Below are 21,809 nucleotides of genomic sequence, written 5' to 3' on the forward strand. Positions count from 1 at the left end.
GCGGGAACGGGCGCCGGCGCTTTCCCCGCGCGCTCCGGGACCGGGTTTTAAAGAAGAATCCTGAAGTCTTCCGCCGGCTCCGGAACGCGTCTGAAAGACAATGCTTTCAGACTTGAACGGTCCTCACCGTCGCGGAGCGATCCGCTCCAGACTTCAGGATTAAACCCTTTAAGGAGCGCGCGGGGAAAACACCGCCGCCCTTTGACTCTTCCCTTTTTTACAACAAGTTTCTCCCTTGAATAAATGGAGCGGGTGCCGCCGGAACCGGGTTAGCGGGGCCTTCGCGAACCTGAGGCTTACGCAAGCGCCGAAGGTGAGTGATGGAAGCCGGCCACGGTGTGGACGGCTGTCCCCGCGTTCCGGTCCGGCGGCAGGCCCAGCCCTTTTGGCCCAGGAACCATGGCTAATTAGCTCCACCTTGTATAATTGACTGTTGCCGCGAAGCCAAAAGAGCTGGACAGGCCCTGATAACCCGTAAGGCCGGCTGCCTGATAAAAACATTCCTCCCTCTCACACGTGAGGCACCCGGATTTCAAGAGGGTTACTAATGAAGAGACGATGATTTTTAGGGGGCCTGTGGAAGTCGGGAAATATACACTTGGAATTATATCCGTATGAGGAAGAGCGGTTAAGCGTTTAATCGAAGTAAGATGCTGTGGACGAAGTGATGCGGGTTGCGAGGGGTTGCTGATTAAGAAACGTAAAGGTTTTTTTAAAAGCCCTCCTGGGAAAAGCTTGCACCTTTCACTCACTTGCCGTCCGAACTGGCCAAATACTGGCCGTAGTCCGTGAAAAGCATGTAGCCCTGTCTTACCACCGGCGTGTCTGTGCCGCTGTTCGGGGAAGGCTGGATTAAAGTGGAGCGCGGTTGGGCGCCGATTTCAAGCTTGACGAGTCCGGAGGCGACCATAACCCGATCCGGAGCAAAACAGATTTGACTTATCTTTTGTTTAAACACGCCCGCTTTAGGCAAATTGACGGACGGATCGGCGTTCCAGGTGACGTCAACGGACATGGTTTTAACATCGAACTTGTAAGCGCCTATCAGGCTCTTGCGTGTTATGAACAGGCTGCCTACACTCCCATCCGTCAACGCCCGGCCGTCGGGAAAAGTCAGGTACCACCGGCTTTGGGTTATAGTCCTGAACGCGAGGAGCGCGGACTGTAAGTTGGGCAGATCCGCCGAACGGACGCCCAAAACCGAAAATCCTTCGCTTTTTGTTCTGCCGCACTCTTCGCTGGACGTGCAGCACATAGAACCGCTGGGGTACGAAGCCTTCAGGCCGAGTCCCTTATCCAACCCATTTGCCCAAGGCTGGTCTTCCTCAGCCGGAACCGCCGTTGGCGCCGGAATAGCCGTAAAATCCTGCGCGGCCGGGGCCCAGTTTTGCAGTTGTAAGAAAGAGCCTGCGGCATCGTTAAAACCGGCCTTCTTTGCGGGCGCCGCGTCGCGCTGAGCCGCCATAAGAAATGTCGGTGCCAGAACCAGAGCCAAAATGAGGGGCATTATTGTTTTCATAAGTTCTCCTGCTTATACTTTCTTGTACTTTTTAAATTCTTAATAATCATCCACCGTGTGTTGTTTGAGCTTCTGTTTAAAGTATAACACTGAGCGTCGGCATATGCATGGGGCCAAGGACCCATTTCCAATGAGACAAATGGCCCCGCATTTGGCGGCGGCAGGGGGTGTGTTTCAGACGAATGGCGGGGGGCTCTTCCAAGCGGAAAACACTCAGTAGTCTTATTTTGATTACGGATTTTTTAAAGTCAGGGCGATGCGCCTGTATTTGTCGGCTTCTTTCAGGTCTCCGGTCTTCTGGAAGCAGAAAACAAGGATTTCGTAAGTTTTGCGCACTTCAGGTTCAATGGCTATTTTGAGTTTATAATACTCAATGGCGCGCGGGTAATCGCCCCTTGCCGCCATCAGATTGCCGATATTCTCTATTACTATCGCTTTCCCCGGAGTAAGTTTTAATTCGTCTTCGTAAAGCCTGAGCGCTTCATCGTAGCGTCCCGCCTGTTTGTATATGACGCCCAGGTTGGTGCGCGCGTCCGGGATCGAGGGGCTGCCGGTAATGACCTTCAGATAATATTTTTCCGCGCCGGCCATATCCCCGCGCAACTGGGCGGAGTAACCGAGTTCATAGGCGGCTTCTCCGCAGGAAGGGGAGACCGCGTACGCGTCAGCCCAGAAGACATCAGGGTCTTTGAAGCGGCGGAGAGAATGAAAAGTTATTGCGGCCAGGCAAAGGGCCGAAGCCGCCATCACAGCCAGTGTCAGCGCTCTTTTGGCGGGATAAAATATCCGCGCGGCTTCAGTTGCCGCCAGCGCGAAGAAAAAGACCGGCAGGTACAGCCTGTGAGGCAGGAACCGGTCGGAGAATGCCGAAGGAAGGATGAAAAGACAAAATGCCGCGAAAGCGCAGGGCAGCAGCTTTCCTTTCCGCGACTGCCATGCGGCGGCCAGCAGGATAAGGCCTGCCGTATCGGCAAGTATTATCCGCATGGGTGACAGGTCGCTGAACCAGGCGAACACCGGGATATTAACGGGGACAAAAACGAAGGCGGCATAGGAGGCCGTTCTAAAAACAAGATCGTGTGTATTCGATAAAAGATTCGCGGGACCGCCCTTAAGCGCGCCGGTCCTCAGAAATAAATAAAGCCCTGCGCAAAATATCCAGCCCAGCGCCGCCGCCGCTTTTAATTTCCATTTTCCGGAGAGCGCGGAGTCCCTGTGGAAAACATAGATCCAGGCGGGGAAGAGAGGGAGCAGAACGGCGGCTGTTTCCTTCGTCAGCAGGGCGAGGAAAAAAGCAATAAGGTGGAGTATAAATAAGCCGGCGTTCCTGCGTTTGGCGGCCTCCGTTAAAAAAAGCAAAGCCAGGGCTGAAAAGGCAAAAAGAAGGGAGTCGTTCCGCCCGGGGATCCATCCGGAAGCAGCCGCGAGCGCCGGGTGCAGCGAAAAAAGCATGGCGCCCGCGGCGGCAAGTTCCGCCCCGTAGGCGAGCCGCGCCAGCAGAATAAAGCACAGCAGGGCGTTAAAAATATGGAGGAACAGATTGCTCCGGTGAAAGGGCGCCGGATCGAATTTGTCTCCGGAAAGGCGGGCGTCCGCTATGAAGGAAAGGGTGAGGACAGGGCGGTAAAAGGCGCCGGTTCCGAGATTAAAGACATCGTGTTTAAAGGCGTCCGGAAAGGATCTGCCGGCTTTGAGGTTCCGCCATTTGTCGCTCAGGAGCTGCTGTTCGTCCAGATGTACCGGGGCGAAAGAAGTTGTCTGCCGGTAGACCAGGAAGTTGGCCAGCGCTATCGCCGCGCCCAGTGTCAAGTATTTTATTATTGAATGCGAGTCTCTCATGCGGCTCCGGTATGGCGAACCTGAGCATCCCTTCCAGAGTTGATCCGAAACGGCGGCGCGGATCCTATTTTCCGGCTAGTTGTCCGCAGGCGCCGTCTATGTCTTCGCCCAGGCTTTTGCGCAGGGTGACGGGAATCCCCAGTTCAAGCAGATACTCGTGAAAAGTACGGACTTTTTCTTTTGTCGGTTTCCTGAACTGTCCCCCCGTTTCGTTGTAGGGGATGAGATTTACATTGAAATATTTAAGCGCTTCCACGTCTTTAAGCCAGTCAAGAAGCTTTTTGGCGGAGCTTTTGCTGTCGTTTACGTTCTCGAGCAGGACATATTCCAAAAACACGCGGCGCTTGGTGACGAACAAATAGTCCTTTAAAGCTTTTGCGATCTGGGGAAGCGGATATTTACGGTTTAAGGGCACCAAAGCGTCGCGAAGCCCGTTGTCGGCGGTTTGCAGCGATACCGCCAGGTTTATCTGCGGGAAATCCTTGGCGAAGCGCCTTATTCCGGGCACATGCCCGGCCGTGGATACCGACACATGCCGCTGCCCCATGCCTATCAGGGCGGGGTCTATAATGGTTTTAATGGCCGCGGCCACGGTGTCGTAGTTAAGGAAGGGTTCGCCCATGCCCATGAAAACCACGCTGTGTATTTTTTGCGCGTTTTCGGCTTTTAAATACGCGGCCGCCGACAGAAACTGGTCGGTTATTTCTTCCGGGGAAAGGTTGCGTTTAAGGCCTTTCCGGCCGGTGGCGCAGAAGGGGCAGCGCACCGGGCAGCCGGCCTGGGTGGAAACGCAGAGGCTCCATTTTTCCGCCATCAGATTTAACAGCACTGTCTCGATTTTAAGGCCGTCTTTGAGCAAAAAGGAAAATTTAACGGCGTCCCTTCTTTTTGAAACCTGCTGTTTGTCCGGGGTAAGGGAGGAAAAACGGAAATCGTATTTAAGCCTGGAGCGCAGGGCTTCCGGCAGCACGGTTATCTGGTCAAAACCGGAGGCGAAATTTTTATAAACCGCCGTTCGTATCTGGGTCAGCCTGAAAGCGGGCTGTGAATTTTCTTTCAAAAAAACGGCAAGATTCTTAAGGTCCATAATTTTATAGAATCATTATATCATTATAGACCGTGCTTCAAGTTTTGTCACTATGAAAACCCCCGTCTATGGCCGCCTGAGCGTCTACCTGGCCCTTAATTTCCTGCTGTCTTTGCTGTTCAGCACTTTTTATTTGTTTTTCGCCGGCTCAAACCCGCTTGGGCTGTTTTTTGCCGGGTCCGCGCTTATTTCAAACACTTTCATGTTTTACGCCGCCTTATCGCTTTTCGGTTTGGCGGTTTTCTGGCTGAAACCGGCCCGCTTTGTTTTCACGGGCCTGATCACGGTTTTCCAGCTGGCCCTGGTGACGGACGCGGCCATTTATAAAATTTTCAAGATGCACATAAATCCCATGGTGCTGAACCTTATTCTCACCCCGGGCGGGCTGAATTCCCTTGACCAGGGCTTCTGGATGAAGGCGCTGTTTTTTGCCATACTTCTCGGCCTGATAGCGCTTGAGGCGTGGTTTTACAGGCTTTCGGGAAAAGCGGCGCGAAAAGACCTCGCCGGCCCCGGATTTATTAAAAAGCGGCTGGCATCAGTACTTGGCGTTCTGTTATTTTTCCTGCTGCTTGATAAACTTCTGTTCGCCTGGGGCTCGGCCTATGACATTGTGAACATAACCAGGAACGCCAAATTATTCCCGCTTTACCAGCCGTTTACCGCACGGACGTTCATACAGAAGCATTTCCATACACGCCTGGATAAGCCGGTGAGTTTTAAACTGGATGTGAAGTCTTCAAGGCTTGATTACCCGAAAAAACCGCTTGAATTCGCCCCGGCAGACAAGCCGAATATCGTGTATATCGTGATCGATTCCTTCCGCGGCGATATGATGAACCCGGAGGTAACGCCGGAGTTGTGGGCGTTCTCAAAAAAGGCCGTGGTCTTTAAAAACCATTACAGCGGCGGGAATTGCACCCGGTTCGGCATCTTTTCGCTGATTTACGGGCTTTACGGCAGCTACTGGTTCCAGTTCGTGGCCGAAAGAAAGCCGCCCGTCATGATCCAGGCGCTGGAGGAACTTGGCTACGATTTCAGGCTTTACGCCGGCGTCAAGCTGAGCTTTCCGGAATTTGACAGGACCTGCTTTGTGGATATCCCGCACTCCAAAGTTTATGATGAGCCCGCGGCCGAAGGGAAGTCGGATAAAGACGCCGAAATAACCGGAAAATTTATTGAATTCGCAAGGAACAGGGACAAGAAGAAACCGTATTTCGCTTTCATCTTTTACGACGCTTCGCACGGCACTTATGAATATCCTCCGGAGTATGAGCGTTTCAAGCCGGCGGCTTCTTCGTTCAGCTATCTTACCGTGGAGAAAAAAAAGGTTCTGCCGATCTTCAATAAATACAAGAATTCAATTTACTACGACAGCAGCCTGGCGATGAAGATAATAAACGCGCTCTCCGCGGGCGGCGGCCTGAAAAACACGGCGGTTATAGTTACCGGCGACCATGGCGAGCCGTTTTTTGAACACGGCCTCTACGGCCATAATCACGGCTATCCGCCGGAGGAGATAAAGGTTCCGCTGGTGTTTTATTGGCCGGGGCTTAAGCCCCGCTCCTATGAGGACTTTTCCAGCCATTTTGACGTGGCCCCCGGCGTGTTGAAGCTTTTAGGCGCTAAAAATCCGCCCTCCGATTACAGCAGCGGAACCGATCTGTTCAAGCCGGAAGCCAGGGACTTCCTGGCCGCTTTTTCCTGGGACACGGCGGCCATTGTGAAAAAAACAGGCACCCTGACGATGGCGCTTGAGGCCTACAGGCTTGGAGGGGTGAAGGTTTTCGACGCCGATTACCGCGAGGTGGCCGGCAAAAAGGCGGAGGCGGCCTTTACCGGAGATCTGCTCTCCTTCCAAAAAGAAGCAGTCAGGTTTTATAAATGAAATAAAGTAGTATAATTGCTTTCCCAACTTCAGACAGATTTAAGGAGAATGTAATGCGAAATATAGTCAGATTGCTTTTGTTGACGCTGTGTTTCGGGGCCGTTGACGTTCGCGCGATGTGGATCCCCATGTTCCAGATAGATGAGATGGAATACGTGGGGAATCCCCTGTTAAGGAGCGATTATTTTCAGTATATGGTCAGGCCTTACCGCGACCGGACCGAGCGCTTCCGCAGCGCCAGGGTTGAAGCCCTGCAAATGGGACTGGCGGTGAATGACGAGAGCGACCAGTTGACGCTTGAAAATTGGGGCGACAACCGCGCGGATATACGGTCAGGCTCTTCCATGCTCAAAGCGGGGGGCGGCGTTCTTAAAGGCACCACCTACAGCGGCTCTGCCAAGGACCAGGAATATTCCGGGAATGACGCCGGAGTTTACGGCCGTTTCGGAACGTTCGAGGCGGAGGGTTCGTATCTGCGGCAGAAGGCCAGGTATTCCGGGAGTTCCAGTAAAGATGAGTATGAAAAGACCGCCGCGGGAGCCGGGTTTTCCTTAGGGGGAGAAGGTGTTCGGCTGGGCCTGCATGGAAATATGAACGAAGGCAAAGACCCCGACAGCAAGCTGGAACTGCCGAATCAGTCGGCCGGCGCCGCGCTGGCTTTGCGCGCCGGCATTTTTGAACTTGGAACCACGGCGGATTATGTGGACAGGGGTGTGAAGATTTCCGGAAGCGATTTCGACATAAAGCGCAGCGGGCCGCAACTGGGTGCCCAGGCGATGATAAAACCGTTCAAAGGCCTTAAAGCCGCTCTTCGGGCTTCCGTGGCAAAACTATCCGGCGACTATAATAGCTTTGGATATAAAGCCGATTTCGCCGGCGATAACACGGAGTTCGGCATGCGGGCCGAATGGAAGTTCGAGGCTGTTCCCCTTACTCTTGCTTTTGATTATGAAAAGCTTATGATGACCCCTGAGTATAAGCAGGGAAATTTCAGTGAGAGAAATCAAACAGAAAACAGGCTTAAATCCTCCGCCGCCGCCTTCCACTTTTTTGGCGGCCGTTTCCTGCTGGGAGTAGAAGCGCAGGATCTGAAAATAGACTCCGACTTTTATAACAATAATATTTTTGCCTCGCACGAGCATACTACTTTGGTCACTTTCGCCGGCGGGACCGAGGTATGGCTGCTCCCCTGGTTCGGCGTGCGGGGCTCGTTTAAGAGGATGGACTTCCAGGACGATATTACCAAGGCGGAAACCTTTTACAACGCGATGGCCGCCGGAGTCGGGCTGAAAGGGAAGAAGCTGTCTCTGGATGTTTCCGCCCGCAAAATGACGGGGGATAATAAGGTCGTTAAGCAGAACGAGTTCACCGACGTAAAAGCCACCCTGGCGTGCAGGTTCTAAAGGCGCCGTAAGTTAAAAAAGGCCCCGGTAACGGGGCCTTTTTTATTGTCTTTCGCCGCTGCCTGCGTTTCTTTACGTGTTTATCCGCTTAAGAAATCGGGGACATAATACCCATATCTGCCGGTTGAATTCGTATTATCGGGGGTAAATAAAAAGGCCGCCGGGCGGCGGCCTTGCTGCGGTAAAAACCGGGTCAAAAAGGAGCGGAATCCTGTAAATTGTCCAGAGTGCCGCTTTTGGGCGGCACAGCCGGGGCCGCGCTTTTCTCGGCGTCGCGCCTGGCCTTGATCTGGGCCTGCACCGCGTCATTAAGTATCCTTTCCCCGCACCAGTCCCTGCCGCCGGCCTTGTAAAGGTAATCGTGCGTGCCCTTGTCAAAGTTATACCACCAGGTATACGCCGGCGCCAGCGTGTTGGCCCAGGCGTCAGCCACTATTTCGGCGCGGGTGTGTCCGTCGTCATAGACGAAGCAAGGCGCCCAGTGCACTCCTCCGTAGAGGTCGTCGCGGATGCCGCGCCGGTCCGACACGGAGATCATATTGGCTGTTATCTCCTCGGTGTGCCAGCCGGGGAAGCGGCCGTCATTCTCCAGCGGGGCCATGGTTGCCGTAAGTTTAGCACTGCGGTCGGAGCAGAGGCGCGGCTCTACGGGAAGCCCCACATTCTGAATTATGTTACCGCCGGGCCCCCAGCCCAGCCTCTCATAAAGCGCGCGGCGCTCCCGCTCAAGCCGTATGACGAAATGCCACTGATTGCCGGGCAGTTTCGCCACTTCGCGGCGTATATTTTCTCCCTGTTTATCCAACTTGCCGCCGCGCAGCAGATGGTCCAGATCCCTTACTTCGGATTCGCGCGCGGACGGGGTTTCGGGCAGCTCCTCGGCGAAAGCCGCGGCCGGGCCGCCCCAGCGCCCGCCATTGGCGTCCAGAAAGGCGGCCAGCGCGGGAAAACGCCCCTCATCGAGGAGCTTGGAGAGTTCCCCGCGTTGATCCTCCGCCGCGCCCGCAGTTAAGGCGGCTGAAAGGAACATAAGCGTTAAAAGTGCGCGCATTTTAATAGTATAAGGCCTAAAACTGATGCGCGCAAGGGGTAAAAAAAAGCCGGGCCGGAGAGGGGACTCCGAAAAATTGATAAAAACACCGCCGCTTTTTGGGGAAAAGGCAGCAGGAGCTTTTTTATTAATCACTATTCTTCAGGCGCTGTTTTCGGATTTTGTCGGTTTTTCGCTTGCGGAGTTTTTTGAATTCTTTCAGGCGTCCGGAAGTGGAGGGGGAAACCTTTATTTCAATTTCATCCACCAGTTCCCTGAGAGCTATAAAGCGGTTCAGCGAACGCCGGCGTTCGCGCTGGCAGCGCACGATAAGCCCCAGCGGCGGGTATTTTAGCTGCACGGTATTCGAGGTTTTGTTTATCTTCTGACCGCCATGGCCGGAGCCGCGGATAAAATTTTCCTCCACCAGATCCAGGTTTATCTGCAGGCGGGCGATACGCGCCTTCAGAGCGTCAACCTTGGCCGGTGTGATTTCCGAAAATTCCGTGAAGTTCATAAAGAAGATGCGCAGATGCATAGAGGCATAGATGTGTGGAAATGCGGATAAACTGGCGACAGAAATCGCTCTTGCTACGCATCTAAATTGCTGCGCGTCTATGCATCCTCTACTCCAAGGCCTGGCCGTGTTCCCGCAGGTACTTGCGGATGTGGGAGCGGGCGCCGGCGGTTTTAACAATACCCAGCCAATCCTTTTTCGGCGCGGAGTTCCTGCGGGTGAGTATCTCGCAGATGTCGCCGCTTTTCAGTTCGTGGTCGAGTCTTGCCATTTTATTGTTCACCTTGGCGCCCACGCAGGTGTTGCCCACTTCGGAGTGTATTATGTAGGCGAAATCAATGGGGGTGGCGTGCATGGGAAGCGACTTGACCTCGCCCTTCGGGGTAAAGATAAAGATCTGGTCCAGCTCAAGGTCGGTTTTAAAGCTTTCAATAAATTCCCTGGGGCTTGAAAGGTCCTGCAGCCACTCCATCCACTGGCGCAGCCAGTTGAGTTTCTCATTTAAGTGCGCGTCCTTGCCGCCCTCGCCCATCTTATAGCGCCAGTGCGCGGCTATGCCGTATTCCGAAGTGTGGTGCATCTCATCGGTGCGGATCTGTATTTCCACCAGCTCGCCCGATGAAGCCATCACGGTGGTGTGCAGGCTGCGATAAAAGTTCATCTTCGGCACCGCGATATAATCCGTAAATGAGCCGGCGAGCGGCTTGAACACCGAATGAACCACGCCCAGAAGGGCGTAGCAGTTTATAACCGTGTCGGTGATAAGGCGCACGCCAAGAGCGTCCTGAATGTTCTCAAAGGACGTCTCCTGCTTTTCCATCTTGCGGTATATGGAATAAAGGTTTTTGGCTCTGGCAAGTATGCGGTAGGGGACCTGTGTCGGGGCCAGGTGCGCTTCCAGCTCCGCTTTGAAATTCTCAAGCAGTTTCTCGCGCTTGGCGAAACGCAGCTGCACCTTGGCCGAGAGGCTACTGAATTCGTCGGGGTGCATATATTTGAAAGACAGGTCTTCCAGCTCGGATTTTATCTGGAACATCCCCAGGCGCTGGGCGAGAGGCGCGTAAAGAGAAAGGGTTTCGTAGCCTATTTCAAGCTGTTTTTCGCGCGGGAGAAAATTGAGCGTGCGCATATTGTGCAGGCGGTCGGCCAGCTTTATTACGATAACGCGTATATCCTTGGCCGTGGCCAGCAGCATGCGCCGCCAGTTTTCGGCCTGCGCCACGTCGCGCGAGGAGAATTTAAGCGTTTCTATCTTTGTGACGCCCTGCACCAGGTCGCAGACTTCCTGGCCGAAGTCTTTTTTTATGGCTTCGGGCGTTATCGTTGTGTCTTCCAGCACATCGTGCATAAGGCCGGCCGCCACCGTTTCCTGGTCCATCCGGAATCCCGCAAGTATTTCCGCCACGGCCTGGCAATGCGTAAAGAACAGGTCGCCCGAGGCCCGTTTCTGCTGGGCATGGGCGTCTTTTGAAAAATTCCAGGCGAGCTCAAGCAGAGTTGTGTCCTGCGTGGAATATTCCTTGAATTTTTTAAGCAAGTCTTCCATTTCCATAGTATAAAATCAGCGTAGAGGGGGCAGCGGTCAGGGGTGAGGGAAGGAGTTTCTTATTCCTCCCCCAACCGCTAGCCCCTCGCCCCTATTCCCTACCCCAGAGCGGTTATGGCGAGCACCGCGCCGTAGCCGAGGGCGTAAAAAACCGGCGTAAGACGGTCGTAGGTTTTATGCAGCCCCGGTAAAATATCGGCCATGGCTATATAAAGAAAAGAGCCCCCGCTGATTCCGAGCAAAAGGGATTCGGTCCATGGGTTTACGCTCAGAAAAAAAGGTTCCACTATCAGCGCCCCAAGGGGCGTGGCGAGCGCCAGCAGCAGGCTTAAATACACGGCCCGCTTGACGGTGCGGCCTGAATGAAGCAGGAGCGAGATCAGGGCTATGCCGTCGGCGAGCTTGTGCAGGATAACGCCAAGCGAAATGTTAAAGCCGGCAAGCGAACCCGCTTTGAAACCTACGGCGATGTTGAAACCGTCAAGCACCGAGTGCACCGTCATGGCGGCCAGCGCGAAAGTGCCAAGCGCGTGTTCGTGCACTTCGCAGTTTTCCATATATTCGCCGGCGGAATTGATTACCGTGAAATTTTCAAGCGAGAAAAGGGAGAGCAGCGCCATCAGGCAGCCGTAGGCCGCGGCTCCGGGGTTCAGTCGCCACGCTTCGGGGAAAATGTCAAGGAAAGCCGCCGACAGCAGCACCCCCGCTGAAAAAGCCAGCGTGCGCGAAAGCAGGCGTTTGTTCACGGAGCCGAATCTGGCGGTCAGTCCCGCGCCAAGCATTGTGAAGGCCACGGCAATAAGGCTGAAAAGATAGATCATAAAAATTATCGTTACAGCATTAGTAGACAGAATTCAGTAGTTCAGAATTCAGAATAGTGGAACCGTTCCCGTTGCCGGTGTTTTCATTCTGACTACTGTATTCTGACTTCTGGCTACTTGAGCCGTTCCAAAATTAATTCTGCGCCTCGTACAGCGTTTTGTAAACCCCGTTTTTAGCCAGCAGCTCTTCATGGCTGCCTGATTCGGCCAGCTCACCATGCTTTAACACAAAAATTTTATCCGCGTTCCTGACGGTGGACAGGCGGTGCGCCACCATTACCACCGTGCGCCCTTTCAAAATACGCTCTATGGCCGCCTGCACCACCTGCTCGCTTGCCGTGTCCAGGTTTGATGTGGCCTCGTCCAAAAGCAGGATCTCGGGTTTTTTTATTATGGCCCTCGCTATGGCAAGGCGCTGGCGCTGTCCGCCGGAAAGCTTCACGCCCCGCTCACCCAGGCGGGTATCGTACCCTTGCGGCATGTCCTTTATGAAGCCGTGTACGTCGGCCGCCGTGGCGGCTTCAATAACCTCATCCATTGAGGCGCCCGGCTTGCCTATGGTGATGTTTTTAAAAACGGTGTCGTCAAAGAGTATGGTGTCCTGCGTCACCAGGCCCATGTGGTCTTTCAGCTCTTTGGTGTCTATCTCGCGCAACTCCCGCCCGTCTATTAAAACCCGGCCGGAGACAGGGTCAAAAAACCTGAGCAGCAGGTGTATAATGGTGGTTTTTCCGGAGCCCGACGGCCCCACGAAGGCGGCCACCTGCCCCGGCTCAATCGTAAAACTGAGGTTTTTAAGCACCTGCGTGTCGCGGGAGGGATACTTGTAGCCCAGGCTGTCAAATTCCACGCGGCCCTGCACTGTGCCCAGGGGCTTCGGGTTATTTACTATGGTCACGGTCGGTTTTTCATCCAGGATCTGTAAAATGCGTTCCCAGGAAGCAAGGCCCAATTGCAGGTTTGAGTTTAGGTTCGCTATGTTCTTAAGAGGCATGTAGGCGGTAAAGAAAGCCGCGATAAATGAAAAGAAAGCGGCCGTGGTCATGGTGCCTTCAAAAATGGCGTGCCCTCCCAGGTAGATCATAACTACCAGGATGATGCTGCCTATAAATTCCATAAGCGGGCCGGTCATGGCGGCGGCGCGCAGATAACGCATGGTTTTTCCGAAGTATTCGTTGTTTGAGGAACGGAATTTGGCTATGGCTTCTTCTTCGTAGTTAAAGGCCTTTACCACGGTCATGCCCTGCAGGCTTTCCTGGAAACGGTGGGAGATCTCGCTCACTATCACCTGGGATTCCATGCTGGACTTGCGCATTTTTCTGCCCAGTATTTTCATCGTGGAGGAGGTGATAGGTATGATGATAAGCGAGATAAGCGCGAAGCGCCAGTTCACGTAGAAAAGAACGAATATCAGCGCCGACACGGTAAATGTGTCGCGGATAAGGTAAAGCGGCACGAACTGCACGGTGGACTGCACATTGTTCAGGTCGTTTATTACCCGGCTCATCACGTCCGAAGAGCGCTTGCGCCAGTAAAATTCTATGGACAGGCGGTGAATGTGGGTAAAAAGGTCGTCGCGGATCTGCTGGACCGCTTTCTGGCCGATCCAGCTCATCAGGTAGCCGTTGATGTATTCGGTCGTCATGCGCAGCGCGAACAGTATGGGCAGGCCTATAAGCACCAGGCGCAGCATGCGCAGGTTCTTCTCCATGAACACGCCCTGTATTACGGGGCCCATGAGATAAACCACCCCGCCGCGCAGCGCGGCAAGCATTATCATGGAAAGCGCCGCATGCACAAATTGCTTCTTATAGGGTTTTATGTATTCGAAAAGGGCCTTAGCCAGGTAAGAGTTCTTTTTTTTGCGGTCTTGCGCATGGGCCGTGGGTTTTTTATCGGACATATCAAAGCGTAGATTGAAGATTCAAGATTTCAGATTGAAGACCAGAGGGGGAGTTTTAAATCTTAAATTTTGAATCATAAATTTTAAATCTTAAATCTGGAATCTTAAATCTTGAATCCTGTTCCTGTGTCCCTAATTCAGGTAAGAAAGTATTTTTTCCGCCGCCCGCGTAGCTGCGCCAGGCGTTCCGAGCATGGCCCTTAAGGCGGAGAATTCCGCCCGCATGGCCGCCATTTTAGGGGGATTATTGAACAGGGCGAAGGCTTCCCTGGCCAGAAATTCAACTGTGGCCTTTTCCTGGATAAGTTCTTTTACCGCCGGTTTTTTAAGCAGGATGTTTACGAGCGAAATGTAGGGGACCTTGATCACTTTGCGCGCCACTTCATACGTGAGACGGGGCACTTTGTAGGCCACCACCATAGGCACGCCAAGCAGGGCGTTTTCAAGGGTTGCCGTGCCTGAGCAGGTGAAAGCGAAGTCCAGGGCGGCGCGTTCTTTGTAGCCGTATTCGCGCACTATTTCAATATCCTTTGACCAGTATTTTTCCGCCCGTTCCAGGAAAGGCACCAGGTTTTCGTCCGGAAATTCCGGCACGGCAAACACTTTCGCTTTGGCGTTCGGACAGCTGGCCTTTATTTTGTAGAACGCGTTCAGGAAAATAGGCAGATGGCGCGAAATTTCGGTCTTTCTTGAGCCGGGCAATATGCCTATCTGCCAGGCATTGTCCGGCGGCGGGAAAGTTTTCTCCACCGGCTCGGGCAGCAGGTCTAAAAGCGGATGCCCCACAAAAGTGGCGTTGCCCCCGGCCTTTTTGTAGATGGTTTCTTCAAAAGGAAAGATGACAAAAAGCTCTTTCGTGAGTTTCGCGAGCTTGGCTGCCCGGCTCAGGCGCGAAGCCCACACTTGCGGGCTGATATAATAAAAAGCGGGAATATGGCGGTGAGCCGCAAGCCCCAGCATCTGGTGGTTGAAGCCATAAAAGTCAACGGCTATAACGCAGGCGGGACGTTTTTCCTCAAGATAGCGGCGCACCAGCTTCAGCAGTTTCAACCAGAGGAAAAAATGCTTGAAGGGTTCCGAAAAGCCCACGGCTCCCACAGAAACCAGGTTGTAAATAAAATGGGAGGACACCTCCTGCATGCGCACTCCGCCTATGGAGGTGACCGAAAGATCAGGGTCTTTCTCTTTCAGCGCCCTGATCAGGTTCGAGGCGTGCAGATCTCCCGACGGGTCGCCGGCGACTATAAGAATGTTTTTTGTTGTGGGAGCGATTTTGGACATATAAAATCAGGGGCCAGGGGCTGGCGATTAGGGGTTGGGGAAGGAGTTCCTTATACCTACCTTATCCCCTAGCCTCTATACGCTAGCCGCTGCCGTCTTACGACTTATCTATCCCGGCGTTTTTCAGGCCTTCTTCAACCACCATGCCGGCGGCATGGCCGATATCGGAAATGGAGCGGGCCAGGGACTGGCCGGGCTCATTCGTCGGCGAGCCGGAAACCTCAAAGCGCCTCATGGCTTCGGTTATGCTAAGCGCCAGGCGCATGGCTTTAAGACCTTTTTCTCCGCTGGGGGCCGGGGTCTTGGAGGTTTTTATGCAATCAATAAAGTGATAAAGCTCTTCTTTTATGGGCTCTTTTTTTTCCAGTTTTGGGAACAGTATCTCTATGTCTTTCAGGGATTTTACCACCGGAGTTTTCTTGTGGTAGATCTTAAGGCGGGCGCTCACATAGTCCACCGAGAGATAGGCGTCCTGCTGGTAGATGCGCATGCGGCGGGAGTTCTCCATGCTGACGCGGCTGGCGGTGATGTCGGCCACGCAGCCGTTTTTGAATTTAATGCGGACATTGGAGATGTCCTCGTGATTGGAAAGTATGCTTGCGCCTATAGCTTCAAAGGAAGCCACTTCGGAATCTATCATGGTAAGGATGATGTCCAGATCGTGTATCATCAGGTCCAGCGTCACGCCCGTAGCCGCCACGCGCGGGTCGTACGGGCCGAGGCGCTCTATGGTGACATAGCGGGGGTTTTTTACATGCTTCAGCGTTTCAACCACGGCGGAATTAAAGCGCTCTGAATGGCCCACCTGCAGGACCACATTGTTTTTTTCGGCAAGGGCCAGCAGGCGGCGGGCGCCTTCTTCAGAATCGGCCAGGGGTTTTTCGATCAGCACATGGATGCCGGCTTCCAGGGCTTTAACGCCTATTTCCGCGTGATATTCCGTGGGGGCGGCTACAACCAGGGCGTCCACCTGTGTGAGCATGTCAAGATAGCTTTTGTAAGCCACACAATTATAGCGCCAGGCCAGCGTCTGCGCGCGCATAAGGTTCGGGTCGGAAACACCCACAAGTTCAACTTCGGGCATTTTGGACAGGGTGCGCGTATGGAAGCCGCCGAGTTTTCCGGCGCCGGTCACGCCGAAACGCATTTTCTTTTCTTTTTCAGCCATGGTGTCCTCTAAATCAAAATAAACCGCTGCCGGCATGAGGCCGGTCTTATATTATAATTCTACTAAATGTGCGGGTGATATGTGAGGTATGAGGAGGCTGTTTTTTAAATCCCGGCGTCACCCGGCGCACGAAGTATTTAATTTTTTATAAATCCCCGCCCTGCCGATACAGCCATTCGCGCCCTCAAGGCGGCTATGGGCCTACAGATCGTTAAGGGCGTCGAAGAAATCCATCGGGTCGGCGAACCTCTGCGACGGTTCCGGCTCCATCGCCCGGGTTATAAGCTCGTCAATTCCGCTCGGCAGCCAGGGCAGCATCCCGCTGACCTCGCGGAACTCCTTTTCGTTCTTCTGCTTCTGTATATCCCCTACGGTGAAAGGGAGCTTCCCCGTCAGCATCTCGTAAAGGCATACGCCCATGGCGTAAATGTCGGATTCCCGCTTGACTATCCCCATATATTGTTCGGGCGCCATATAGGCGGGCGTTCCGGACGTGGTCTGGTGGGTCACTCTCGTGAGGCTTTCACGCAGTTCGCTCGCCAGCCCGAAATCCATCACCTTGGCGTTGCCGTTCTTGTCCAGCATGATGTTGGCAAGCTTCAGGTCCCTGTGGATGACGTTGCTCATGTGGGCGTAGTGGACCGCTCCGCACACGCCTTTAAAAATATCTTTACATTCCTGGAGCGGCAAACGCCCTTTTTCTTTCAGCAGGTCGGACAGGGTTTTGCCGTCCACATAGTCGAATATCAGGTATATTTCGTCTTCCTGTTCCACTATCGCCTGCACGCCCACGATGTTCGGGTGCTGTAGCCGGCTGACTATCTTGGCTTCCTGCACGAACCTCCCGTGTTCCTCGGGATATTTTTTGAGCCAGGAATGCATTTTTTTGATGGCCACTTTCCGGGCCATCTGCCTGTCCCAGCCTTCATAGACCGTGGCCATGCCGCCCTCTCCGAGTTCGCCTTTTATCTCGTATTTTCTGTCAAGCACCTTGCCGAAAAGCGAAACGCCGGAGCGGGTAAATTGCTGTCCTGCGGCCGCGCTGTTCTGCGCGGGCTGCGCGACGGTAACCAGAAGTCTGGCCTTCAGGTCTCCGTAACGCGCGGAAACGTCCTTATAGCCGCCTAAGCCGGCGTCCAGCATGCAGCGGAAAATATCGCGCGCGAGTTCCGCGTCTTCCTTCTGCTCGCAAAATGCCGCCAGATTATAATACAGGGAGGCGTTCTCGTCCGCTTTAACGGACGCTTTCAGGGCTTCGAACAGGCCGCGGTGAATTATACGGGCCAAGCGGGTTTCTCCGTGCTCATGACAAAGGACGGCCAGGTTTTCATAATGCTGGATGTTCTCCGTAAGCAGCCTGTTCCCTTTGAGCGACTCAAAGATGTTGCCTGCCCTGGAGAAATCCCCGAGGCGTATATATATTTCGAAGAGCCTGGCCCTGTCCGCATCATCTATCTTAAACGTGGTTTTCCGGGAAAGAGTTTCAAGCGCTTCCTTATAGTTTCCGGCCTCCATGAGGTTGCTGATCTGCACGGAGCGGTAAGAAGTGGCGTCCGGCTCCGCGCTTTTTACAGGTTCCGGCTTGGCTGCGGGCCCGGCTAAATTGCGCGTTTCCCCGGGGAAGGGCCTTTTGTCCGGGTGGAAACTTGGGGGAAATTGGCCGGCTTGAACTTCCCCTGAATTATCGTCCCTGCGGACCGATTCGGCCTTCATGGAATAAGAGGCTAAAACACTTACACAGGAGACGGTGCCCGAGATCAGCAGCCCGGCCAGTATTTTTATCACGTTATCCAGGGGGAAGTTGAAGAAAATAAAACCGGCGGCCAGTGAACCCAGCGCCGAGTATATGGCCAGACTTATCAAAAGCTTGCCGTGGAACTCGCTTTCCGGAGGCATGAAAAAGCCGAAGAACATCCAGTGTATGTCCACGTTCATTTCTGTCGCCAGGGGCTGCAGCTCTTTCCGTATCCTGGCGTGATCGTCCTTGAAAGTCAGGTATGTGACGCAGAGGAATATAGCCGCCGGCAGAAAAAATCCCGCAACACAATAAAGTATCCAGTCATTTTCGGCTGGTTTGCCGGCTTTCGAACGGCCGGTTTCAGCCCGGTCGACTGGCGTCTCCGGGGAGGTGAGGCTTTGGGAGGGTTTGGACCAGCTGGAGAAGCTTTGCGCATTTTGCGTGTCCGCTGTTGCGGTCTGACCGGCAACGGCCGTGTTCCGGAGGCTGACGGGTGTGACATCCGGCTGTATCCGGGGCGGCAGGTTGGAAGGACGCCTGGCCGGCGCGTTGAATGGCTTTCCGCTGATATTTTGCAGCCGGCCCAGCCACCCCGGCCTGCCGCGTTGCAGGCGGCCCTTCTTTTCCTCTTCAAGTTTTTGATACGCGGAGTCGCGGGTCTTGCGCGCGTCGTTAAAATCCGGCTGCACTCTGAGGGCCGCGTCAAAATCCGCTATAGCTCTCCTGTACTGCTTCTGCATGTAGAAAACGTCCCCTCGGTTGTTGTACGGCGCGGCGTCGCGGGGATTCAGCTCGATGGCCGCGCTGTAATCCTCAACGGCCCTGTCGTATTCCCCCTTTAGATAGTAGGCCGAGCCGCGGCCTGTGTAGGCGTTGGCTTTGGTTTCAGGGCCGTCGCAGGGCGACCAAAGGGCGAGCGCTTTGGTATAGTAATGTATCTTCGCGTCCGGGCCCTGAACGTTCATGGCGGAAGAAAGCGCGGGCTTGAAGAGCGACATCCCGCCTTTGCAGGCGCCGCCGCGATTCCCCGGCATTTCCCGGGGGGCGGCTCCTTTCGCATCTATTATTTTAGGCTTATAAGCTTTGCGGGCGTCGTTCCACGGACGGCACCTCCACCCTCCGGAGAAGGACTCGCAGGAGTCGCCGTCCGCGCAGGCGAGGGACTGGCCCCCGGGAAGTCCCTCGCACAACTCCGCCCCGAAAACAGCCGGGACGCGGGAGATAAGCAATAAGCCGGCAAAAAAACATTTACCGGCAAAATTAACACGCATAAAACTATTGTATAAAACTTTAATAACCTTAAAGTTGCCGGGGCTGGAAAATGCCGGCGGGATCGGTTCGCGGGGACCGGGAGTTTCAGCGCGCTTATGAGGGGTCAATTTTCAGGGGAAAGTCAACGCCGCGAGCCCTTATTTGCCGTTGTCCGTGGGAGAACTGAGAGTTTGGGCCGCGCCGCTTATAAGGGTCTGTAATTGCGCAAATAGCTGGGGTATGTATCTTCTGAGAGCCGTGCCGGTGATCAACACCACCCCTGTTATAACGGCCAGCATCAGCAGATATTCCACCGTATTCTGGCCTTTTCGGTGTCTAAATATCCTGTTCATTTTCATTGCACGGTTTCCTGCGGATTAATATAATTTAGCACTAAAAGCCGCGGTGTGCAATAGAAAAGTACCCTTGCCGCTGCGGGCAAACTCCGGCGGCAGGCCTCCACCCTATCGTGCGCCGCTTCTATAAGTATCTGAATGTTTCCCTGTGATTCCATATAAAATAAACCGGCCCTGCCGTGGGACGGGAGCGGGTTATGTTTCGTTATTATGTAAAATACCAGTGTGTCTTTTACCTATGCCGCTGAAATGAGGATAATATGAATAACAATAACCTGTCTGATGGGGTGGAAAAAGAAGAAAATTTTGCCGAAATGTTTAATAATAACTCTATGGAAACGGACCGGCTGGAACCGGGACAGAAGATAGAGGCCCCCATAGTAAAAATAACCGCGGAATGGGCGCTCCTTCAAGTGGGCGGGAAGGGCGAGGGGTATCTGGACAGGAAAGAATTGCAGGACGAAAACGGCAATCTGACCGTAAAAGAAGGCGACAAGGTCCGTGCTTACTTCATGTTTTCGGAGAACGGCGAAATGCGCTTCACCACGAAAATAGGGTCGGGCCCGGCTGCCCGCGCCCAGCTTGAAGACGCCTGGAAGAACGGCGTTCCCGTTGAGGGAACGGTAGCCAAAGAAATGAGGGGCGGCTTTGAAATCAGCATCAGCGGGGAAACGCGCGCTTTCTGCCCGTTCTCGCAGATGGGGCTGCGGCGGGAGGAGAACAAGGAAAGTTATCTGGGAAAGGTCCTGATGTTTGAAATAATAGAGTGCGGCGAGAGGAATATCGTCCTTTCCCGCAAAGGCATCCTGGGGCGTGAGAGACAGGAAAGAACAGCGGTTCTTAAAGAAACGCTGAAAGAGGGCGCGAGAATAAAAGGGACCGTGACCTCCCTGCAGAAATTCGGCGCCTTTGTCGACATAGGAGGCGTGGAAGGCCTGCTGCCGGTTTCGGAAATAGCCTGGAACCGGACTGAAAACGTGAGCGACATCCTCTCAGTCGGTCAGAAGGTGGAGGTGATAATCAAAAGCCTGGATTGGGAGAACGAAAAAATTTCCTTCAGTCTTAAAGATACGCTGCCGGACCCCTGGGATATGGCCGCGCAAAACTGGATCCCCGGTTCATATCACACAGGTATTGTATCCCGGCTTGTCCCGTTCGGCGCTTTCGTCACGCTGGGCGAAGGCGTGGACGGACTTATACATATCTCCCGCCTGGGCGGCGAGAGGCGGATACAGCATCCGGACGAGGTATTGAAGGCGGGCCAGTCCATTGAGGTGCGCGTGGAGTCGGTGGACCGGGAAAACAAGAAGATTTCGCTTATTCCCGCCGATGTCAGCCGCGAGGAAGAAGAAACAGCGGCCACTTTGAAGCAGTACCAGCAGCGGGATCTATCGGAACCTCAGCTTATGGGTTCATTCGGGGATCTGATCGAACAGCAGCTGCAAAAAAAGGGGAAGCCTGAGGACTAAAAAGATTTAGGTTTATAGGGGAATTTTTTAACGAGTTCGCGGGTCCCGCCGGGGGAGTGGGTTCCAAAAACCAGGGTCGGGGCACACCGTGCCCGCCCTTCCCTTCCTCGGTCTCGCCGCTTGCGCAAGTCTCGGCCTCCGGAGGGTTTTTTTCACCCACACCCCCGTCACCCGCTCCATTGATATGTTTGCCGCGTTTAATATTCAATAATTTACTAGCCCGAATCCTTCAATTGAAGGATCGAGCTAGAGGTTATAAGATAATTTTCTTAACTTCAGCCTTCAGTCGCTGACAACACCATAGGCCAGCGACAGGCCAGTGTCACAGCCCTAAGCCTTCAGCCTGCATTCGTTGGCCAGGAGCTCTTCGGCTTCGGCGGTGAGCGTATTCAGGATGTTTTCAAGTTCCGCGGCTTTAGCTGCTACATCGTCGGTTTCCGCCACGGCAAACGGCGCGCCGTAAACGGCCTGGATGCGGCCGAAGGGGAGGGGGAACTGGTAGTGGTCCCAACTGGGGAGAATTTTCTTTTTTGAAAGGGCGCACGCGACCGGTATCAGCGGCGCGCCTGCTTTCTGCGCCAGATATACCACGCCGGGCTGCACCTTGAAGACGGGCCCGCGGGGGCCGTCGGGCGTGATGGCTATTGAGTAGCCGCCGCGCGCGGCTTTTATCAGGCCGCGCAGCGACATAAAACCGCCCGAAGTGGTGGACCCGCGGACAAAAGTAAAGCCGAAGCGCTTCAGTATGCGGGCCATATATTCTCCGTCTTTGCTCTTACTGACCAAGCCGCAGATACTGCGGTTCCTGTGCAGGTAAATCATCAATACTTCTTGGCGGTGCCAGAGGGCATAAATTGCCGTGCCGGGGTGGTTTTTTATGCCTTTTATTGAAATTTTGGAGGTAAGGCCTATCAGTTGTATGTAAAGCCAGGCAAGCCAGGAAAGCAGGGTGTGTGCGGGTGAGCGTTTGTAAAGAAGCTCGTTCATAATAGG

At 54.0% G+C, this 21,809-nt stretch carries 16 protein-coding genes; 3 read left to right on the forward strand and 13 right to left on the reverse strand.

What is annotated here, in order from left to right; translation table 11 throughout:
• Positions 1–748: 748 nt before the first annotated feature.
• The 3 genes from NTX59_07680 to rlmN all read right to left on the reverse strand — a co-directional run bounded on the left by NTX59_07680 (position 749) and on the right by rlmN (position 4,445).
• Positions 749–1,519 (reverse strand): hypothetical protein, encoded by a 771-nt coding sequence (locus tag NTX59_07680; protein ID MCX5785553.1) that lies wholly within the window; start codon positions 1,517–1,519, stop codon positions 749–751.
• 231 nt (positions 1,520–1,750) lie between these two features.
• Entirely contained in the window at positions 1,751–3,358 is a 1,608-nt protein-coding gene (locus NTX59_07685) for a tetratricopeptide repeat protein (protein MCX5785554.1), read from the reverse strand.
• A 64-nt stretch (positions 3,359–3,422) separates the two neighbouring features.
• Positions 3,423–4,445, reverse strand: coding sequence for a 23S rRNA (adenine(2503)-C(2))-methyltransferase RlmN (gene rlmN / locus NTX59_07690; GenBank protein MCX5785555.1), 1,023 nt, complete (start codon positions 4,443–4,445; stop codon positions 3,423–3,425).
• Between the two features lie 52 nt (positions 4,446–4,497).
• Between rlmN and NTX59_07695 the strand changes: the two genes are divergently transcribed.
• Positions 4,498–6,333, forward strand: coding sequence for a sulfatase-like hydrolase/transferase (locus NTX59_07695; protein ID MCX5785556.1), 1,836 nt, complete (start codon positions 4,498–4,500; stop codon positions 6,331–6,333).
• Between the two features lie 53 nt (positions 6,334–6,386).
• Complete coding sequence (locus NTX59_07700; GenBank protein ID MCX5785557.1) at positions 6,387–7,736, forward strand: hypothetical protein; 1,350 nt, start codon at positions 6,387–6,389, stop codon at positions 7,734–7,736.
• A 193-nt stretch (positions 7,737–7,929) separates the two neighbouring features.
• Here the strand turns inward: NTX59_07700 and NTX59_07705 are convergent, their stop codons facing one another.
• The 9 genes from NTX59_07705 to NTX59_07745 form a co-directional block, all read right to left on the reverse strand.
• Positions 7,930–8,787: a hypothetical protein gene (locus NTX59_07705; GenBank protein MCX5785558.1), complete on the reverse strand. Its 858-nt coding sequence runs from the start codon at positions 8,785–8,787 to the stop codon at positions 7,930–7,932.
• A 127-nt stretch (positions 8,788–8,914) separates the two neighbouring features.
• On the reverse strand, positions 8,915–9,283 hold the full coding sequence (locus NTX59_07710) for a peptide chain release factor-like protein (GenBank protein ID MCX5785559.1): 369 nt from the start codon (positions 9,281–9,283) through the stop codon (positions 8,915–8,917).
• A 109-nt stretch (positions 9,284–9,392) separates the two neighbouring features.
• Positions 9,393–10,835, reverse strand: a complete 1,443-nt coding sequence (locus tag NTX59_07715; GenBank protein ID MCX5785560.1) for a RelA/SpoT family protein — start codon at positions 10,833–10,835, stop codon at positions 9,393–9,395.
• Between the two features lie 92 nt (positions 10,836–10,927).
• Positions 10,928–11,650 carry a ZIP family metal transporter gene (locus NTX59_07720; GenBank protein MCX5785561.1) on the reverse strand — a complete coding sequence of 241 codons (723 nt, stop codon included), beginning with the start codon at positions 11,648–11,650 and terminating at the stop codon, positions 10,928–10,930.
• Positions 11,651–11,783: 133 nt separating this feature from the next.
• Entirely contained in the window at positions 11,784–13,553 is a 1,770-nt protein-coding gene (locus NTX59_07725; GenBank protein MCX5785562.1) for an ABC transporter ATP-binding protein, read from the reverse strand.
• A gap of 132 nt (positions 13,554–13,685) precedes the next feature.
• Complete coding sequence (lpxB, locus tag NTX59_07730) at positions 13,686–14,834, reverse strand: lipid-A-disaccharide synthase (GenBank protein ID MCX5785563.1); 1,149 nt, start codon at positions 14,832–14,834, stop codon at positions 13,686–13,688.
• Between the two features lie 97 nt (positions 14,835–14,931).
• A complete protein-coding gene (locus tag NTX59_07735; GenBank protein ID MCX5785564.1) occupies positions 14,932–16,002 on the reverse strand; it encodes a Gfo/Idh/MocA family oxidoreductase in 1,071 nt (356 codons plus the stop codon).
• Between the two features lie 201 nt (positions 16,003–16,203).
• Entirely contained in the window at positions 16,204–19,011 is a 2,808-nt protein-coding gene (locus NTX59_07740) for a protein kinase (GenBank protein MCX5785565.1), read from the reverse strand.
• A gap of 138 nt (positions 19,012–19,149) precedes the next feature.
• Entirely contained in the window at positions 19,150–19,344 is a 195-nt protein-coding gene (locus NTX59_07745) for a hypothetical protein (GenBank protein ID MCX5785566.1), read from the reverse strand.
• A gap of 263 nt (positions 19,345–19,607) precedes the next feature.
• On the opposite strand from NTX59_07745, the gene rpsA reads away from it, so the two are divergent.
• Complete coding sequence (gene rpsA / locus NTX59_07750; GenBank protein MCX5785567.1) at positions 19,608–20,816, forward strand: 30S ribosomal protein S1; 1,209 nt, start codon at positions 19,608–19,610, stop codon at positions 20,814–20,816.
• Positions 20,817–21,146: 330 nt separating this feature from the next.
• Here the strand turns inward: rpsA and NTX59_07755 are convergent, their stop codons facing one another.
• Positions 21,147–21,803, reverse strand: a complete 657-nt coding sequence (locus tag NTX59_07755) for a lysophospholipid acyltransferase family protein (GenBank protein MCX5785568.1) — start codon at positions 21,801–21,803, stop codon at positions 21,147–21,149.
• Positions 21,804–21,809 lie beyond the last annotated feature (6 nt).

The sequence above is a fragment of the Elusimicrobiota bacterium genome, from assembly GCA_026388155.1.
GTDB lineage: Bacteria > Elusimicrobiota > Elusimicrobia > Elusimicrobiales > UBA9959 > UBA9634.

Excerpts from the sequence above, each read along its gene's own strand:
- NTX59_07680 (MCX5785553.1), bottom strand. The coding sequence starts at position 1,519 with ATGAAAACAATAATGCCCCTCATTTTGGCTCTGGTTCTGGCACCGACA.
- NTX59_07685 (MCX5785554.1), bottom strand. The coding sequence starts at position 3,358 with ATGAGAGACTCGCATTCAATAATAAAATACTTGACACTGGGCGCGGCG.
- rlmN (MCX5785555.1), bottom strand. The coding sequence starts at position 4,445 with ATGGACCTTAAGAATCTTGCCGTTTTTTTGAAAGAAAATTCACAGCCC.
- NTX59_07695 (MCX5785556.1), top strand. The coding sequence starts at position 4,498 with ATGAAAACCCCCGTCTATGGCCGCCTGAGCGTCTACCTGGCCCTTAAT.
- NTX59_07700 (MCX5785557.1), top strand. The coding sequence starts at position 6,387 with ATGCGAAATATAGTCAGATTGCTTTTGTTGACGCTGTGTTTCGGGGCC.
- NTX59_07705 (MCX5785558.1), bottom strand. The coding sequence starts at position 8,787 with ATGCGCGCACTTTTAACGCTTATGTTCCTTTCAGCCGCCTTAACTGCG.
- NTX59_07710 (MCX5785559.1), bottom strand. The coding sequence starts at position 9,283 with ATGAACTTCACGGAATTTTCGGAAATCACACCGGCCAAGGTTGACGCT.
- NTX59_07715 (MCX5785560.1), bottom strand. The coding sequence starts at position 10,835 with ATGGAAATGGAAGACTTGCTTAAAAAATTCAAGGAATATTCCACGCAG.
- NTX59_07720 (MCX5785561.1), bottom strand. The coding sequence starts at position 11,650 with ATGATCTATCTTTTCAGCCTTATTGCCGTGGCCTTCACAATGCTTGGC.
- NTX59_07725 (MCX5785562.1), bottom strand. The coding sequence starts at position 13,553 with ATGTCCGATAAAAAACCCACGGCCCATGCGCAAGACCGCAAAAAAAAG.
- lpxB (MCX5785563.1), bottom strand. The coding sequence starts at position 14,834 with ATGTCCAAAATCGCTCCCACAACAAAAAACATTCTTATAGTCGCCGGC.
- NTX59_07735 (MCX5785564.1), bottom strand. The coding sequence starts at position 16,002 with ATGGCTGAAAAAGAAAAGAAAATGCGTTTCGGCGTGACCGGCGCCGGA.
- NTX59_07740 (MCX5785565.1), bottom strand. The coding sequence starts at position 19,011 with ATGCGTGTTAATTTTGCCGGTAAATGTTTTTTTGCCGGCTTATTGCTT.
- NTX59_07745 (MCX5785566.1), bottom strand. The coding sequence starts at position 19,344 with ATGAACAGGATATTTAGACACCGAAAAGGCCAGAATACGGTGGAATAT.
- rpsA (MCX5785567.1), top strand. The coding sequence starts at position 19,608 with ATGAATAACAATAACCTGTCTGATGGGGTGGAAAAAGAAGAAAATTTT.
- NTX59_07755 (MCX5785568.1), bottom strand. The coding sequence starts at position 21,803 with ATGAACGAGCTTCTTTACAAACGCTCACCCGCACACACCCTGCTTTCC.